The organism is Marinomonas polaris DSM 16579, assembly GCF_900129155.1.
GTDB classification, from domain to species: domain Bacteria; phylum Pseudomonadota; class Gammaproteobacteria; order Pseudomonadales; family Marinomonadaceae; genus Marinomonas; species Marinomonas polaris.
This window is the reverse complement of the sequence record NZ_FQVF01000002.1, coordinates 400484-417683: the sequence shown is the minus strand read 5'-3', so window position 1 is coordinate 417683 and position 17200 is coordinate 400484. Positions and strand designations below refer to the sequence as shown.

The window sequence follows — 17200 nt, the reverse complement described above, 5'->3', positions numbered from 1 at the left end:
AAAAAACGCCCAATAAGGCGTTTTTTTATTAAAGCGTAAAAAAAGCTAAGGCTCAATTCACTATTATTCGTCGTCTACAACCCCATCATCCGGATAATCATCAGACAACTCATAAGCATCATCACCCATGTCATCATTTGCTAGTAGCAAAGCATCTTCATAAGCGCCACCAAACTCAATACGGGTAATATCATACAAATCATATTCGAACGTATCATCAAACCAACGCGCATCTGAACCAATTTCTTCTAACTCATAAGTAACGGCGTCAGCACGAACAACACGACCGATTTCACAGCTATCCGGTTCAATCTCTTCACGATGAAGTGTGACCAAACCGAACTCTTCACTTATATCAATTAACAATACAGCTAAATCGTCAAGCACCACTTCAGGGTCAACAACTTCTTCACCACGAAGCGCTAGTACTTTTTTCTGGAAATCATTAAAGGGAGCCGGATGAGCGAAGTCACTAATGTCCTCTAAAAAGAGAATTTGATAACCATTAAGACGAACACTATCATCCACCAATTGGAGCAAAACCATTTCTTCGTTGGCATCCACAACAAAACCGTCAGTCCAGCCATCTGGTCCATCCAATTCTTCACGAAAAATGCGAACAACATTATTTCGAGTGCGGGCTTTTTCCAATTCGATGAGCATATCGGCTCCCTAAAAAAACGTAAAAAATAAACAAGCGCTAGTTTAAACCCAGCCAGCGCAAGGAACAACCATCATAACACGTTAGAATCACAGCAACACTTCGTGCCAATTTTCGATCATATTAATTAGATCTTCTAAGCCACATTCTGCTTGAATACCATCTGTCGAGGTCTGATAAAAGCTTTCCTGAGTATCAAACATCGCTTTTATTTCTTCTTCTGCTGAGTCGAGATCTACTTGTCGAGATACAGACACGCCCTCTTCGCTCAAAACAACATCAAAAGGACCATGTTTGAACTCCGTGGTTTCTTTCTCAGTTTCTGCCAAACGAGCCGCCATTAGTACTCGCTGAATACTTTCCAAATCCCGCACGTATTCAGAGACCCATTCGCCAATTGCAGCAAACTCGTACCCTGTATAAATGCGATAAACATTTTCGTCCTGATCAAAGGCAATTTCATAATCCATGACCGTGAACCTCACTGCTTGTCATCTGTGTTCTCATCTTGCTGAATAGTTTGAGCTTGTTCTGTTGATTCTACTTGTTCTGTCGCTTGAGCATTACGATAAGCACGGTTAATTGCTTGCTGGCGTTGCGGAACAGCGGCTGCCAATCGAGCTTGTCTTTCTGCTTCTTTTTTCGCTTTTGCCTCTTCAACCAAATGCTCTTCATGGGCAATCATGTCTGGCGTTTCCATGACGTAAGGCCCAATTGCACCAGTTCTTACATCATTTAAAAATACTTCTGCCGCTTTATGCATGTCGACCTTACCGCCCGCTCGCAATGCACCTCGCTTAGAACCAATCACTTTTAGCACTTCATAAGGATCTGGCGAAAGTTCTTTCAATTTGTAACGAGTTGTAAGCGATTCCAAATAATCGGCGATAAAAAACTTCAAACCCACCAAGGCAACATCTTCATAATCAATAGCAGTAGCACGAACGGCACCCGTAACAGCCAAGCGATAACTGGCATCAGGGTTTTCAATTTTCGGCCACAAAATGCCAGGGGTGTCTAATATCTGAAAGCCATTTGTTACTTTCAATTTTTGCTGTGACTTAGTAACAGCAGGCTCATCACCGACTTTTGCCACTCGACGACCCAACAACGCATTCATTAAGCTGGACTTCCCAACGTTAGGAATACCCGCAATCATGGCTCTAATCGGTTTTTCAGCGCTACCTCGATGAGGAACCATCTGTCCCACCCATTGGCTTATTTTGGCAACATCCGCTTTGTCTAACGTAGAAAAAGGGTGAGCTAAAATAGACTCGTTACCACGCCAATGCTCTAACCATAAGTCTAGTCTAGCTTTGTCAGCTAAGTCTTTTTTATTCAAAAGACGAAGCACAGGTACTTCTCCACGCAAGGTATTAAGCATGGGGTTCTGGCTGGAATCGGGGATACGGGCATCCAATACCTCGATAACGATATCTACTTGCGTCATGACTTCTTCGATTTCTCGACGCGCTTTATTCATGTGCCCTGGATACCACTGAACGCTCAACCTAACTCCCCTATTCTAACCAAGTCTTTTTCGGTGGCGGATTCTACCACAAGTTACCGCAAGAGAGAGATAAAATACTGTGCACCTAACTCTCGTATGTTTATTGAGAGCTTTTATTAAAGTGATCTAATCTGACCTAAGTCAAGGTGACTAATCAGAAAATATCTATACTCGTCCATTCCAGATAAACGAAGGCGAGGAATCTGCACCGAGCTAAATTCGTTTATTTGGTTGTTCTCTCGATCGGGCCTGCTATGAAACGCATAGCGCAAAGGTCCATTAGCCGAGGCTGTGTGTGGCCTCGGCTTTTTTCATTTCTTGTTTCACGTAGTCTAATAAATCTGGATATAAGGCTAAAAAAGGCGCTTCGGCCTGATTAATCACATTGGGTAAATCATCAACAAAACCCTGCAAATGTTCACCATGCTTCCAACGGCGCATAATAGATTGTATCGCTCTATCCACACCATCTAGCGTCCCCAAATTAGATAACCAATTTTCATATTCCAATGAGCTAATCATGTTTTTCAAACGCTCTGGACTGCGATGCTTATCTTTTACTAAACCAGCCACAGCCTGCTCACAAAACATGTCCAACGAAACAGGACTAAATAGTGTCCAGTTCTGTATTAACCAATAGTCCATGGCAATGTCTTGTATAATGCCAGCAAATCGTCGACGCCCTTTTCGCTCCATACCACGAAACAATACGCTTGCCTCATGCTGATCCACCATGACATCTACTTTTTGGTGCAAACGCCAACCTACTAGTAAATCTGCATCCAAATGACTTGCGTCAACTGGAAAGTCGCCAAGCAAATTACCAACCCAAGAAGTATTCGTAATCGCTGCAATGTGAAGATGCGCAAAATAATTCATATCCACCTATATTGTTAAGCTGATTATTTAAATAAAACATAATTCAACTTTAATTGTGCTTAAAATCATTAGTCTTGCTGTCTTTTTACTCATTTATTTGTAAAAATGCTGGGTCGTCCGAATGGTCAAGATTTATAAACGCAAAAAATCTTACCCTACAAGTCACACTCAACAATGAGACCTGAAATAATGAAGAAAAAGGTTATTATAGTCTGCTGTTTGGCTCTACTCTTCTGGAATAAGGCAACAGCAACGACACTAAGAATGGCCTTTGATGCAGACCCAATATCATTAGACCCACATGAGCAACTGTCGGAAGGTACACTACAGTTTTCTCATCTTGTTTTTGATCCTTTATTACGCTGGAAACAAAATGGCCAGTTTGAGCATCGCTTAGCGACTAAGTGGGAGCGAATTGACAACTTAACTATGCGTTTTCACCTTCGCCACAACGTCACTTTTCGCACAGGTAACCCGTTCACGGCAAAAGACGTGATCTACACCATTGAGCGACTCAAAAAGTCCCCTGATTTTCGTGCAATGTTTGACACTATAAAATCCGCATCCATGGTCGATGAATACACAGTTGATGTCCACTCAACCTACACCAATCCATTACTACTCAACATAATGACGTATGTTTTTCCAATGGATAAAGCCTTCTACCAAAACCAAGACCAAATCATTAAGTATGGTGAAACATTCGCATCTCGGAATGTATCTGGAACAGGACCTTTTATTCTGACGGAACGAGAGTTAGGCAGTCGTATGGAACTAAAACGCAACCCCAACTATTGGGATACAAATTCCGATGGCAACATCGACAAAGTCATACTCACACCAATTCGTGCCGACTCGACAAGATTAGCCGCCCTTCTATCTGGCGACGTAGACTTTATTTTCCCTGTCTCACCAATTGATATTGAACGGACAAAAAAAATCAAAGGCATTCAGTTGGTTACGCTACACAGTACGCGTATTTTATTACTTCACATGAATCAGCAACGACGCAAAGAATTCCAAGACATCAGAGTTAGAAAAGCCATTAACTTAGCGGTTAATCAATCACTAATCGTCGACAAAATTTTAAAAGGCTATGCCATACCAGCTGGCCAATTAAGCCCCGACCGTTTTCTCGGGCATATCAATAACTTAGAACCTGAGTATGATTTAACAACAGCACTAGAACTCATGAAGGAAGCGGGATACGAAAAAGGCTTCCGCATCAGCATGATGGCGCCAAACAATCGTTATATGAATGACGAAAAGGTTGCTCAAGCCATTACCGCAATGCTGTCTAGAATCAACATCACAGTCGATTTAAAAACCCTACCTAAAGCTCAATATTTTAAAGAGTTCGATAATCGCAGTGCAGATATGATGATGCTAGGTTGGCAGTCAGATACAATGGATTCAAACAATTTATTTGAGTTTATTATCGCTTGCCCCGATGCCAAAACCGGAATGGGCGCTTATAATGCTAGCGAATATTGTCGATCCTATATTGACGATGATATCCGTCAGGCAAATCGGGAGATGAACCCTGAAAGGCGCCTGCGTCTTATGCAACAGATAGAACGAACCTTATATAATGACGCGGCAATTGTGCCATTATATTGGCAATCTCTGACTTGGGCAGCCAAAGATAACGTCAAAATACAAGATATAGTTAACGATCAAAATTATCCCCATATAGGAGATCTATTCATTGAAGAATAGTGAATACACCAGTCTCTCAACGGGCTTTCATCAAGAGAACATCATGTCAATGACGAGTGGGGATCTAATCGCCCCATGCTGATTTTCCTACTCCGACGCGTCATGCAAGCGTGCTTTGTTATGATCATCATTAGTCTTATCAGCTTCGCTATACAAGATAAGCTAGGTGATCCAGTTCAGCAAATGGTTGGCATGTCAGTATCTCAGGACGAACGCAATCAAATTCGTAACGAACTAGGACTAAATGATGGTTTTTTCCTTCAGTATTGGCGCTTTGCAGAAGGCGCAATCCATGGTGACTTAGGTACCTCGTACTACTATAAAGAGCCCGCTCTTGACGTAATTCTTGAAAAACTTCCTGCCACTTTAGAATTAGCTTTTTGCTCTATTTTACTGGTTATTCTTGTTGCGACACCTTGTGGTGTTTTAGCCGCAATAAAACCCAAACACATACTTTCTCGCTTACTAATGATCATCAGCTCCATCGGTCTCTCTGTCCCTATTTTTATTGTTGCTATTCTAATGGTGTACATATTTTCCATCGAATTGAATATGGCACCCAGTTTTGGGCGAGGCCAGACGGTAGAAATATTCGGCTTATGGGAAAGTGGGCTTTTTACAAAAGATGGTTTAAAACATTTACTTCTTCCTAGTTTGACGCTGGCAATTGCTTTGATGCCTATTTTTGTTCGCTTAATACGTGCAGAAATGATGGAAGTCTTGCAGTCCGAATATATACGCTTCGCTTGGTCAAAAGGCCTATCTGCACGACGCATCTATTTTAAGCATGCATTAAAAAATACTATGTTACCCGTCATAACAGTGGGAGGGATCCAAGCAGGAACCTTAGTGGCTTACACCATTTTGACCGAAACCATTTTTCAGTGGCCAGGCATGGGATTTTTGTTTATGGACGCGGTTAGCCGAGTCGATACTCCACTTGTTTCTGCGTACTTAATTGTCGTTGGTGGTATCTTTGTTATTACCAATACCTTTGTAGATTTGATCTATGGATTGGTTAACCCGACGGTACGCTTAGCGAGTCATGGACTATGAAGTACATTAAAAAAGACCTTCTCCATCCCACTTCAGGCAATCGTTGGGGCCATATTGTGTCAGGTTTTGTGGGCGACAAACTCGCAATGCTGGCCCTAATCATATTTCTATTCTATTGCCTAGTCGCCCTACTCGCGCCTTTGGTAGCACCTTTCGATATCGTCGATCCTGCATTTATGGATTTGATGAATGCGGAGATTGCACCTAGCTGGATTAGTGGTGACAATCGTTTTCTATTAGGCACGGATGCACAAGGTCGAGATTTACTGTCAGTTATTTTATATGGCACACGACTATCTCTTACCATAGGTATCTGTGCTGTTTTAATACAGGTCACACTAGGTATTTGCATCGGTTTAATGGCTGGTTATTTAGGCGGTCGTATTGATAACTTTTTAATGCGCTGCGCAGACATTCAATTGTCTTTCTCAAATATGATGGTCGCGATTGTTTTCCTAGCGATCTTCCAATCCTTATTTGGTATGGCTCGATATCAGCAACTCGCAATGGTCATTCTTATTCTAGTCATTGGTTTAACAGAATGGCCGCTCTTTGCTCGAACCATTCGCGCATCAGTGCTGGCAGAAAAGCAAAAAGAATATGTCGATGCCGCTAGAATTATGGGCATTAGTTCAAAACGCATCATGTTTCGCCATATTTTACCGAACACACTTTCACCAATCTTGGTTATTTTCACTGTTCAAATTGCAAACGCTATTGTTGCCGAAGCAGCCTTGTCCTTTTTAGGTCTCGGCATGCCAGCGACAGAGCCGTCTCTTGGCTCGCTCATCTCAGCAGGGTTTGCCTATATGTTTTCAGGCTCTTGGTGGATTTGTGTCATCCCAAGCGTCACACTGATTATTTTAATTTTAGCCATGAATTTACTTGGCGATTGGCTGCGCGATCATCTAAATCCAAGGACGTATAAAGATTAGTATGAGACTTTTATTAACACAGTATTGGCAAGCACAGCAGTCGTGCAAAGGTCTCGCATGAATTTACTAAGCGTCAGCCACCTACACGTCAACTTTCACATGAAAGAACAAGAACTCGCAGCCCTTATTGACGTCAGTTTTACTTTAAATCGTGGTGAACGAATTGCTATTGTTGGTGAATCTGGTGCCGGAAAATCGGTTCTAGGATTCTCTATTGTAAATCTCATTGGCAAGCCAGGTTATATAAAATCTGGCTCGATCAAGTTAGAAAACAAAGAAATTACCAAGATGAATTTGCGTCAGCTGCAAGAAGTTCGTGGCAAACGCATCGCCATGATTTTCCAAGACCCGATGATGACACTAAATCCTGTGCTGACTATCGGCGATCAGTTGGTCGAAACCATCCGCAGCCATACTAAAATTTCTTATAAAGATGCCCGTAACATTGCCATTGAAAAGTTACATCATGTGCAAATTGCATCGCCAGAAAAACGCTTCGACCAGTATCCACATGAATTGTCTGGCGGCATGAGACAAAGGGTTATCATCGCTTCCGTCTTGTTGCTCAATCCAGACATTATTATTGCGGACGAACCCACTACCGCTCTGGATGTAACGATCCAAGCGGAGATACTGCAACTTCTACTGGCCATCTGCCGAGACAATGGTGTTGCTCTTGTGCTAATTAGTCATGACCTTGGTGTAGTTTCTAAAGTCGCCGAACGCACCTTAGTCATGTATGCCGGTCATGTTGTCGAAGAAGGCCCTACACTAGAGATCATCAACGATCCTCAGCATCCTTATACTCAAGGATTACTGAATGCCTTACCACAAATGACACTGCCGGGCCAGCGCCTAAACCAAATCCGAGGCAGCATGCCCTCGCTCGCGGAGCGGCCATCAGGTTGCGCATTCCATCCACGCTGCCCTTACGCCACACAAAAATGCCGACAAGAACAACCCCGCTTTATTTACAGTGGTGTGTCTAGCGTTGCCTGCTTTTTGGTCGAAGATATGCTTAATGAGTTCGCTGATAAAGATAAGGAGGCAAGCTAATGGCAACTCCTCTTATTCAAATTAGCGGCTTAGAAAAAGCGTTTACGTCAAATGAAAGTTGGCTTAGCCAATGGCGATTCCGTCACGGCAAACTTACAAGACATAAAGACAGCATTCATGCGCTCAATGGCGTTAACCTTACAATAAACCAAGGCGAGACATTGTGTGTTGTGGGTGAAACTGGCTGTGGAAAATCCACCCTAGCACGCGCCATTATGGGACTTACAACACCAAGTGCGGGTGAAATACATTACCTTGATCAACGTATCGATCAATTAAATAACCGTCAGCGCATGTTTTTCCGACGTCGCATGCAAATGGTTTTCCAAAACCCTTATGCGTCTCTAAATCCTCGAATGACGGTTTATCAAACATTAAGTGAGCCAATTTCCTTCCATAACCCACAGTTTTCGCAATCTCAAGTGGATGAGAAAATTGATGAGCTTTTAGAGTCTGTCGGTATTTCTGCTTCGAGTTCAGACCGTTACCCTCATGAATTCTCAGGTGGTCAACGTCAACGAATCAGTTTAGCTCGCGCTCTGTCGGTTGAACCCGACTTTATTGTCGCTGATGAGCCGTTATCAGCATTGGATGTATCAGTACAAGCACAAGTACTGAACCTAATGATGGACAAACAAGAAGAACGCAACCTTAGCTATCTTTTCATTACTCATGACTTAGCGGTTGTCGAACATTTTGCTACCAGAGTAGCGGTAATGTATTTGGGACGAATCTGTGAACTTGCGCCTACAGGAACATTATTTAGCGCTCCAAAACATCCTTATACCCAAGCCTTGTTATCCGCTATCCCAAGACTAGACAGTAATACCGCGCAACCGATTCGATTAATAGGTGAAGTCCCAACACCAACAGAAAAACCAATTGGCTGTGTTTTTCAGGCGCGCTGCCCTTATGCAAATCAGCGCTGCTATGAAGCGTCTCCCGCTATGACACTGCAAAGTGATGGCAGTAGTGTGGCTTGTCACGCTATTGAGGAGGGTCGACTATGATCCCTCTCTTGTTTATAACGGATTTTACAGCTTCTGCTCGTCAGGAGGCCCCATGGAAATAAGATGGCTTGAGGACTTTATTGCCCTAGCGAAGACACGTCACTTTTCACGTGCTGCAGACGAGCAAAATGTCACGCAACCGACTTTTAGTCGACGCATAAAATTACTTGAAGAAGAAATGCGCGTTACTTTAATAGACCGCAACACCCTGCCTTTATCTTTAACGCCCGCAGGTGAGGTATTTCTTCAAAGTGCTGAATTAATTACTAGGCAGCTTAGAGACGCCAAAGAGCGGTGCCAAGAAATTCGCAAACAAGAAGAATCACAAATACGTTTCGTGACCACGCAAACTCTGTTTCTCAGCTTTTATAAAGAAGTCATCGAGCCGTTTTGTCAAAGCATCGATATGGATCTAGATATCAATATGAAATCTAGCTCTTGGCTAGGTATAGACTTTGTTAACTCTCTGATGGATCAGCAATGCGACATAATGCTTTGCTATTGGCATCCTGCTATTAACTTCATTCGCGCCCTTGATGATGAGCAATATGAGCATCTTGTGATTGCTGAAGAAACCCTAATTCCATGTAGCGCAACCAACGCCACAGGCGAACCTAAGTTCACGCTCCCAGGCGCTAAACGTAAACCATTACCCTATATTGGCTATTACGAGAATTCGTTCTTACAGCCAGTTATTCATCACCATCTGCAAAGACAAAGAGAGATTCCGCAACTGCAAACGATCTCTGAGAACTATCACTCAGTCAGTATTAAAGCCATGGTGAAAGAAGGTTATGGTATTGGCTGGATTCCAAAACGCTTAATGTTAGACACATTAAACTATGGAAAAGTCGCTTTAGCAGGTGAGGAAAATTGGAATATCCCGCTTGAAATACGCATGTATCGATCTAAGTTCAATCAAAACCCAAATCTAACCCAATTTTGGGAAGCCCTTAAAGACAAGATAGCTCGTAACAGCCCTCTTTAACGCGATAAACTTTCCGTCTCATAAATGGTGAAAAAGGAGAAAGTTCTTAAATTTTAACGAATCAATCCTCAGAGCTCTGTTCATTAAGCGCCACTATCATGGGGTCACTCCCCATGGAGTTTGCCCCTAACGCCTTACTGAATAAGTAACCTTGACCAATATCACAGCCAAAATCTTGCAACATTATTAGCTGATGGATATCAGTAATACCTTCTGCGATCACTTTAAGCCCTAAATCATGGCTCAAACTAATTATCGCATGAGTCAACGCTGCGTGTTTTTTGTCCTCGATAATATTACGAATAAAAACTTGATCTATTTTAACATAATGAAACGGCAAATCTTTCAAGTAACTTAAACTAGAATAACCTGTACCAAAATCATCAATGGCCAGCCTCATTCCAAGACGACTAAGTTGACGCAAAAGCTCGGCACACCTTTCCGCATCTTCGATCAAGATTGATTCAGTCACTTCAATTTCTAAAAGACTCGGATCGATCTGATATTTATCCAGTAGCGCCAATAGCTTAGGTAAAAAATCGATTCTTTTAAGCTGAGCAGCAGAGCAGTTAATAGCGATAGGCGGCACGGTAATACCTTGCGCTTGCCATTCTAATATATGACGAAAAGCTTGTTCGAAGACCCAATCCCCAAGAGGTAAAATAATGCCCGTTTGCTCAGCAATAGGAACAAATTCTGCGGGCGAAACCATCCCAAGCTCCTCATCATTCCAACGTAACAAGGCCTCCATACCTACGCAACGCTCTGTCGTAAGGTCTACTTTAGGCTGAAAGTGAAGCTCTAAATTCCCGTTCTGCAACGCTAGACGTAGCCGGGTTTCAATTCGTACATTGCGCGCAAACCGACGCCCCATATCGCCATCGTAAAAATGATAGGTAGCACGCCCCGCTGTTTTAGCTTGGTACACGGCCATATCGGCATTTTTAATCAAAGTGACTGCATCCTTACCAAACTCAGGATACAAAGCGACACCAATAGAGCAGCCAATATCAAGCGTTAGCCCTTCTAAAAAATAGCTCTGACTCACTTTTTGTATCCAATCTTTCGCTAAGACGTCTAGCGCAGGCATATCCTGACCATCAGACTGCACAACCAGCACTAGAAAAGCATCGCCCCCCAAGTAACCAATAACGGCGTCATCAGGTAAAATAGACGCTAATCGCTTAGACACTTTTACCAGTAATTTATCCCCCAATTCATGACCAAAAGCATCATTAATGGTTTTAAAGTGGTCCAAATCCAAAATAAACGCAGCTAACTGCTTCTCTTCTTTCTGACAGGTTACGATTAATTCATTTAGTTCGAGCTGTATTTGATAACGACTTAACAACCCGGTCAGCTCGTCAATCTCGATACGCTTATTGATTGAATCAAGCATAGAGAAATAAGTTAAGGACAATTTACGTGAATAATAGGCTAAAAATAGCGCCAAAAAACCAAATACAAATAAGGGAACAGTAACTAAAAACCAATGTATTCGAGTAATAATGTTTTCATTATAACGGGTATCAATTCGCCATTTACGTCCAGCAATAGAAAGATAGTGAGTATCAAAACTTACACCTTCCCATGATGAAGGTTCAGCCGTGTCGACAAACCAAAGCTCTCTATCTGAAGAAACATCGGCAAGTCGGTAATAGAGATCGTGGTTAACCAAGGAGTTAACCTCTTTAAACAGGCTATCTACTCTAAAAAATGCACCGACTATTCCATGAAAACCAATATCGTCTGTTAACTTATAAGAACGCGCATCAACAGATAAGTAAATTGGCTTTCTTATAATGAAGGTATCGGCAGCCGTACTCAGACTAGCATCAGAAAAAGGCGAAAGTGTCGGCTCGGACAAAGTGACAGAAGAGGAATTACGAGCCTGAATAACCGAACTAAGATTCCGGTATTGCGAAGATAAAATGTCATAACCATAAGTAAATTTATCTGGATACCCTAACGCCAAGGGCATGTATTCTGACCTATTACCATCGGGATAAATTCTAAAATTATAATTACCTAACAAAATACGTTTCTGCATTTCGTATTCGTTTTTTTTACTTGCAGGTACGTACTGAGCAAAATATAAATTAATGCCTTGAGTAGTGATAACTCTCTGAGCAAAACGCGAAAAATAGCCAGCAGACACCTCTCCTTTGCTAGACTCGATAAGAGCAGCAGCGGAAGATACTTCCGTTATATATTGCGTCAAACTATCATTTAATTTTTCAGTAAAGAGCTCCCCTACAGCTTTTTGATCACTGTAAACATGCTTACGCTCTTCCAAATAAATAGCAAGGCTCGTAGCCATTCCACATAAAAAAACAAAACAAAAAACGACGTAATGCATCTTTTCATTTTTCACATGGTTTCTTAAAGAAATCATTGTTTACCCATCGATGTTTTCCCAACAAAAAGGCCGCTATAAATCACTGCATCCATAACAACAACCCACTTTACCTAAAAACAATATAAGCGGCACGGAATAAATGGTTAAGAAAAGTATTCATGACGATTTTCTGGTATCCTGCCTCTATTATTGACTCAACTAGACAGGCCTTTTGTGACCACATTTCAACACGCTCTAAACAACCTTCTTCCAACTAAGCTAACCACTTTGCTTTCGGATATGGGGTTCACCACCTTCACCCCAATCCAAGAACAAAGTTTGCCACCTATGATTGAAGGCAAAGACATCCTTGCGCAGGCACAAACTGGTAGTGGTAAAACCCTAGCTTTTTCAATTGCTCTTTTACTCAAAATTAATCCGCGCTTTTTTGGCGTCCAAGCTCTCGTAATGTGTCCCACTCGTGAATTAGCAGATCAAGTCTCAAAAGAAATTCGTAAAGTGGCACGCTATCAAGACAACATTAAAGTACTGAGTTTATGTGGCGGTATGCCATTTGGTCCGCAGATAGGCTCTTTGGAACATGGTGCTCATATCGTTGTGGGTACGCCTGGCCGTCTAATGGAGCACCTTCGCAAAGGCACGCTTAAACTCAATGCACTAAACACGCTAGTATTAGATGAAGCTGACCGCATGTTGGATATGGGCTTCGTCGATAGCATCCGTGAAGTAGTTGACCTAACGCCAAGCAACCGCCAAACACTGCTTTTTTCAGCTACCTATGGCGATGGTATAGAAGCGATCAGCAAGGAATTTCAGAACACGCCAATTAGCATCAAGGTAGAAGCACAAGAAGATCTTAAACCTAATATAGAACAGTTTTTTGTTCGTAGCGAAAATAAAGACAAATGCGAAACCTTATTGGCGACATTGCAACATTTTGAACCTCGTCAAGCGATTGTATTTTGTAATACAAAAGCAGAATCACAAGTGGTCGCAGACTGGTTAGCTGAACACAAAGTTGCCGCTCAAGCCATTCATGGGGATCTAGAACAAAGACAACGCGATCAAGTACTCGTGCGTTTCAGCAACCAAAGTAGTTGTGTATTAGTGGCTACCGATGTGGCGGCTCGCGGAATTGATGTAAAAGAAATTGACCTTATTGTGAACTATGACACCACACGCGACACCGATGTACACACGCACCGTATTGGCCGAACTGGCCGCGCGGGTGCCGCAGGTATTGCTGTTAACCTTGTGACATCAAAAGACGATTACAAAGTTCGTGATATTGAATCACGCTTTAATATCACCGCGAATTTTATTGAACTTGAAGCGATTGATCCTCACTACCGCTTAATTCCGCAAAAAACCACCATCTCTTTTGATGCAGGACGTAAAAACAAGCTTCGCCCAGGCGACATACTTGGTGCATTAACCGCTGGCCTTGGATTGGATAAATCACAAGTTGGCAAAATCGATATTTTTGATTTTCATGCTTACGTCTCAGTCGACAACGAAGTCGCTAAAACCGTTGTCAAAGAGTTCGAAAACAAGAAGATCAAAGGCAAAAACATTCGAGCGCGCATTTTACGATGATCAAAAGGCTCAACTCACCGGCAGCGCAAGCTGTCGGTTTTGTTTTAGGCGCACTAATCATCTGCCTAGCCACATTAACTCCTGCAGATATCCTTCCGTCAGTGCCTGGCACTGATAAAACGCATCATGTTATTGGCTTCGGTGGTTGGGCGCTTCTATGCGCGTTTGGCCCAATGAAACGCTTTCTCTTGCTGTCTATGTTTATCATATTTTTAGGCGGCGCAATTGAACTGATTCAGCCTTATGTAAACCGCTATGCGGAATGGTTAGATTTCTACGCTGATGCTTTCGGTGTCATTTTAGCCATCCTCGCAAGACTAATAATTGGACTATTTCTTAAATCAAAATATAAGGTTTAATGAAAGTACGAAAAAGACCTGATAAAGTATAACCATTCGGTCAAACTTTATATTTAAAATCATTTTAGAAGACACCCACGAGAAACATATGAGCCATTTGAAAGCGTGGCGCTCCGCCATTGTTCACTGCATCGCAGATCCCAAAGACGTCGGTATTGATGCTGCATATGAATACTTTGAAGATGGCTTACTAGTCATTCAAGACGATAAAATTTACGCCCTAGGTAACGCCGTAGATCTACTACCAACGCTGCCAGATAACACCTTAGTTGAACATCACCCTGATACCATTATCACACCGGGCTTTATTGATACTCACATCCATTACCCACAAACTGATATGATCGGCTCATACGGTGAACAATTGCTAACTTGGCTAAACACCTACACCTTTCCAGAAGAAGGTAAATTTAGCGATAAGGCTCACGCTCGCGATGTCGCAGATCGTTTTCTGAAAGAACTTTTACGCAATGGCACGACCACCGCTTTGGTATTCGGCACGGTTCATAAAGTATCTGTCGACGCTTTTTTTGAGGCCAGCGAAGTCCATAACTTACGCATGATTTGTGGCAAAGTAATGATGGATCGCAACGCGCCAGATTACCTCACAGATACGCCAGAAAGCAGCTATCAAGAAAGCAAAGAGCTTATCGATACTTGGCACAATAAAGGCCGCTTGCATTACGCTATCACGCCTCGTTTCGCACCGACCAGTTCAGACGAGCAGTTACAATTAGCCGGTAAGCTGCTAAGTGAATACGATGATGTTTATATGCATACTCACTTATCTGAAAACAAAGATGAGTGTGCATGGGTAAAAGACCTATTCCCTGCAAGCACCAACTACTTAGACGTATATGACCAGCACAAGCTGCTGAGCGAGCGTTCTGTATTTGCTCACGGCATCCACCTTTGTGATAGCGAATACCACCGATTACACGAAACCGGCTCAGCAATTTCTTTCTGTCCAACGTCTAACCTGTTTATCGGTAGCGGTTTATTCAAACTTAATAAGGCGGAAGAGCATAAGGTCAATGTTGGTCTTGGCACAGATGTGGGTGGCGGCACTAGCTTCTCCATGCTGCAAACCATGAACGAAGCCTACAAGGTGATTCAGCTGCAAAACGAGAACCTCAACCCAATCAAATCTCTGTATTTATCTACTTTAGGTGGTGCAAGAGCGCTTCGTTTAGAAGATAAAATTGGTAATTTAGCAGTAGGCAGCGAAGCAGACTTTATAATCCTCGACAAAAAGGGCACGCCGTTACTTGAGTCTCGCTTAGCGTTATCCAAAAACATTGAAGAAAGCCTATTCGTCTTCATGACCATTGGTGACGACCGCGCGATTCAAGCAACCTACTCCGCCGGCAAATGCGTTCACCAACGATAAAGACGAAGTTCGCCTAGCAAAAACCAAAAACGGCCACTTTACTTACCTGTAAAAGTGGCCGTTTTTTTGTATAATTATCGCAATTGTTTTTCTATTTAGCACAAATGTTGAGCACAAATATTATGCACTCTCTTGCCACTGTCGCGCTTGGCGCCTTTGCTATTATTTTTTTCTGCGCCGCATTAATTGTTGGACTCATTATCCTTAAAAAATACAAAGCAGAACAAATACGACTAAACAATCTTGCTAAAAAAAGAGCCGAAGAACAGAAGAAAAATCAAGATATCTAATAGCAGCCAAGACCAGCAATAGCTCTAGGGATAAAGTCGAACAATGCCGCTTTTCCCCTCTATATCACCGAGAATCCAAACCTTCTCGAAAGCATGAGGAACGGGTATGGTAATAAGATGCTCAAGCGCTTTAATATCGGCTTGGCTCCACGCTGGATGAGTATTTCGAATAACTAACCACACCCTTTTTGAATCGTATTGCTTACTAGACTTATTTTCTAAAATTTTATTCAAGGATCTCAGTAATCGCTCGTCAGCAGGCTCTTCTTTCAATGCCCGCAAGACATTACGCGTAATTGGGGTAAGATCTCGTCCAAGAATCTCCATCGCCTCTTCTTCTGATCCATAAAGATGAGCAATTTCTAAATCTAATCGTTCACCCTCCAACATACAGGATACATCAGGGCGAATTGGATCATTATGCCAAATGTGCCGAATATGCTTACCCGTATTACGCTCATAACAACGCATAAAAAGCTTAGCCGCCTGATGCTCAAGCTCTATTTTCTCTTTCTCACTGTTATGCATAACACGTTCTCCATACAACAAGCAAAGCCTTAATCTATCCTAAAGACCTCTTGGTAACTCTAAAAAAGCCATAACAACACGATCACGAAAAATAGAATCAAGGTGATATTGTTTTACTCGATACTCCTCACAAAAGACCAGAGGGTCTCCTTGCGTATGTATAAAACTATTGTGTTTCAACTGCGACAAGGCATTTTGCCACTTATTAACTATCGCTTCAGGGGGCGTAGAAAGATGAGACAAAATACTTTTTGCTGAAAAGAATTGGCTTTTCATCACCATAGACAACATGTCATCATTGGCCTCTCCCATCCAACTAACGCCTTTTTCATTAACATAAATAAGCGGCATAAAAGGCGCTAGTGCTGGACATATGTCATTTCTATATACTTCAACATTCCAGTAGGATCTAGCTATTTTGACGAATTGCTCGAAACTTGCAATATTGTAAAATCGTGACTCGATAAGTGGAAGAACTTCTACTCTTGGCTTATTCGGATTTACTGTATCGTTAGAAACATCAAGATACCAATCACCTAATACCATGGCATTCTGAAAATATTCATCACGAAGAGAACCCCATACTTTTTTAAGCACCGTTCCTTTAGATAACATATCACGTATTAATACAAGCCCCGGATCTGTTGATTGTGGAAGCTTCTCTTGAAGCAACATAAACACCGCATCACGGATCTCTTTACAGCGTCCTAAAGGATAGGTTTTATCACCAAAATGCGGGTAACGAGGAACTAAATCTAAGTCGGCTAACAAACGTAAATTCGCTAAACTTTTTATTACGATATCAACCTTTTCAGCTGACCATGCTGAATTAGTATCATTAAACTGCGTCATTAAACTGCCATT

General features: G+C 42.2%; 17 protein-coding genes. 10 read left to right on the top strand and 7 right to left on the bottom strand.

What is annotated here, in order from left to right; translation table 11 throughout:
- Window positions 1-63 precede the first annotated feature (63 nt).
- The 4 genes from BUA59_RS01810 to BUA59_RS01795 all read right to left on the bottom strand — a co-directional run bounded on the left by BUA59_RS01810 (window position 64) and on the right by BUA59_RS01795 (window position 3050).
- Window positions 64-663, bottom strand: a complete 600-nt coding sequence (locus BUA59_RS01810) for a hypothetical protein (protein WP_072837999.1) — start codon at window positions 661-663, stop codon at window positions 64-66.
- 87 nt (window positions 664-750) lie between these two features.
- Window positions 751-1131, bottom strand: coding sequence for a YacL family protein (locus BUA59_RS01805; RefSeq protein ID WP_072837998.1), 381 nt, complete (start codon window positions 1129-1131; stop codon window positions 751-753).
- Window positions 1132-1142: 11 nt separating this feature from the next.
- Window positions 1143-2171 (bottom strand): ribosome biogenesis GTPase YlqF, encoded by a 1029-nt coding sequence (gene ylqF / locus BUA59_RS01800; RefSeq protein ID WP_072837997.1) that lies wholly within the window; start codon window positions 2169-2171, stop codon window positions 1143-1145.
- A gap of 279 nt (window positions 2172-2450) precedes the next feature.
- Window positions 2451-3050 carry an acyl carrier protein phosphodiesterase gene (locus tag BUA59_RS01795; protein WP_072837996.1) on the bottom strand — a complete coding sequence of 200 codons (600 nt, stop codon included), beginning with the start codon at window positions 3048-3050 and terminating at the stop codon, window positions 2451-2453.
- A 189-nt stretch (window positions 3051-3239) separates the two neighbouring features.
- Between BUA59_RS01795 and BUA59_RS01790 the strand changes: the two genes are divergently transcribed.
- The 6 genes from BUA59_RS01790 to BUA59_RS01765 all read left to right on the top strand — a co-directional run bounded on the left by BUA59_RS01790 (window position 3240) and on the right by BUA59_RS01765 (window position 9814).
- Window positions 3240-4769 carry an ABC transporter substrate-binding protein gene (locus BUA59_RS01790; protein ID WP_072837995.1) on the top strand — a complete coding sequence of 510 codons (1530 nt, stop codon included), beginning with the start codon at window positions 3240-3242 and terminating at the stop codon, window positions 4767-4769.
- Window positions 4770-4844: 75 nt separating this feature from the next.
- Entirely contained in the window at window positions 4845-5825 is a 981-nt protein-coding gene (locus BUA59_RS01785; RefSeq protein ID WP_072837994.1) for an ABC transporter permease, read from the top strand.
- Window positions 5822-6760, top strand: coding sequence for an ABC transporter permease (locus BUA59_RS01780; protein WP_072837993.1), 939 nt, complete (start codon window positions 5822-5824; stop codon window positions 6758-6760). Before BUA59_RS01785 ends, BUA59_RS01780 begins: the two co-directional genes overlap by 4 nt.
- 57 nt (window positions 6761-6817) lie before the next feature.
- The gene (locus BUA59_RS01775; RefSeq protein WP_012069392.1) at window positions 6818-7816 is read left to right on the top strand and encodes an ABC transporter ATP-binding protein; all 999 of its coding nucleotides are present in this window, start codon (window positions 6818-6820) and stop codon (window positions 7814-7816) included.
- Window positions 7816-8826: an ABC transporter ATP-binding protein gene (locus BUA59_RS01770; protein WP_012069391.1), complete on the top strand. Its 1011-nt coding sequence runs from the start codon at window positions 7816-7818 to the stop codon at window positions 8824-8826. The genes BUA59_RS01775 and BUA59_RS01770 overlap by 1 nt, the downstream gene beginning before the upstream one ends.
- Before the next feature lie 52 nt (window positions 8827-8878).
- Window positions 8879-9814, top strand: coding sequence for a LysR family transcriptional regulator (locus tag BUA59_RS01765; RefSeq protein WP_072837992.1), 936 nt, complete (start codon window positions 8879-8881; stop codon window positions 9812-9814).
- Window positions 9815-9875: 61 nt separating this feature from the next.
- On the opposite strand, the gene BUA59_RS01760 is transcribed toward BUA59_RS01765, so the two are convergent.
- Window positions 9876-12188: a bifunctional diguanylate cyclase/phosphodiesterase gene (locus tag BUA59_RS01760; protein WP_175550735.1), complete on the bottom strand. Its 2313-nt coding sequence runs from the start codon at window positions 12186-12188 to the stop codon at window positions 9876-9878.
- Window positions 12189-12386: 198 nt separating this feature from the next.
- Here BUA59_RS01760 and dbpA point away from each other — a divergent pair, with 198 nt between their 5' ends.
- The 4 genes from dbpA (at window position 12387) to BUA59_RS23780 (ending at window position 15808) form a co-directional block, all read left to right on the top strand.
- Window positions 12387-13769, top strand: a complete 1383-nt coding sequence (gene dbpA, locus BUA59_RS01755) for an ATP-dependent RNA helicase DbpA (RefSeq protein ID WP_072837990.1) — start codon at window positions 12387-12389, stop codon at window positions 13767-13769.
- The gene (locus BUA59_RS01750) at window positions 13766-14128 is read left to right on the top strand and encodes a VanZ family protein (RefSeq protein WP_072837989.1); all 363 of its coding nucleotides are present in this window, start codon (window positions 13766-13768) and stop codon (window positions 14126-14128) included. The genes dbpA and BUA59_RS01750 overlap by 4 nt, the downstream gene beginning before the upstream one ends.
- Before the next feature lie 88 nt (window positions 14129-14216).
- On the top strand, window positions 14217-15518 hold the full coding sequence (gene guaD, locus BUA59_RS01745; protein ID WP_072837988.1) for a guanine deaminase: 1302 nt from the start codon (window positions 14217-14219) through the stop codon (window positions 15516-15518).
- A 122-nt stretch (window positions 15519-15640) separates the two neighbouring features.
- A complete protein-coding gene (locus tag BUA59_RS23780; protein ID WP_175550734.1) occupies window positions 15641-15808 on the top strand; it encodes a hypothetical protein in 168 nt (55 codons plus the stop codon).
- 24 nt (window positions 15809-15832) lie between these two features.
- Here BUA59_RS23780 and BUA59_RS01735 read toward each other — a convergent pair whose 3' ends face one another.
- Together BUA59_RS01735 and BUA59_RS01730 are read right to left on the bottom strand one after the other, a co-directional pair.
- Window positions 15833-16336: a hypothetical protein gene (locus BUA59_RS01735; protein WP_072837986.1), complete on the bottom strand. Its 504-nt coding sequence runs from the start codon at window positions 16334-16336 to the stop codon at window positions 15833-15835.
- Window positions 16337-16375: 39 nt separating this feature from the next.
- Window positions 16376-17188 (bottom strand): hypothetical protein, encoded by an 813-nt coding sequence (locus BUA59_RS01730; protein ID WP_072837985.1) that lies wholly within the window; start codon window positions 17186-17188, stop codon window positions 16376-16378.
- Window positions 17189-17200: the final 12 nt, after the last annotated feature.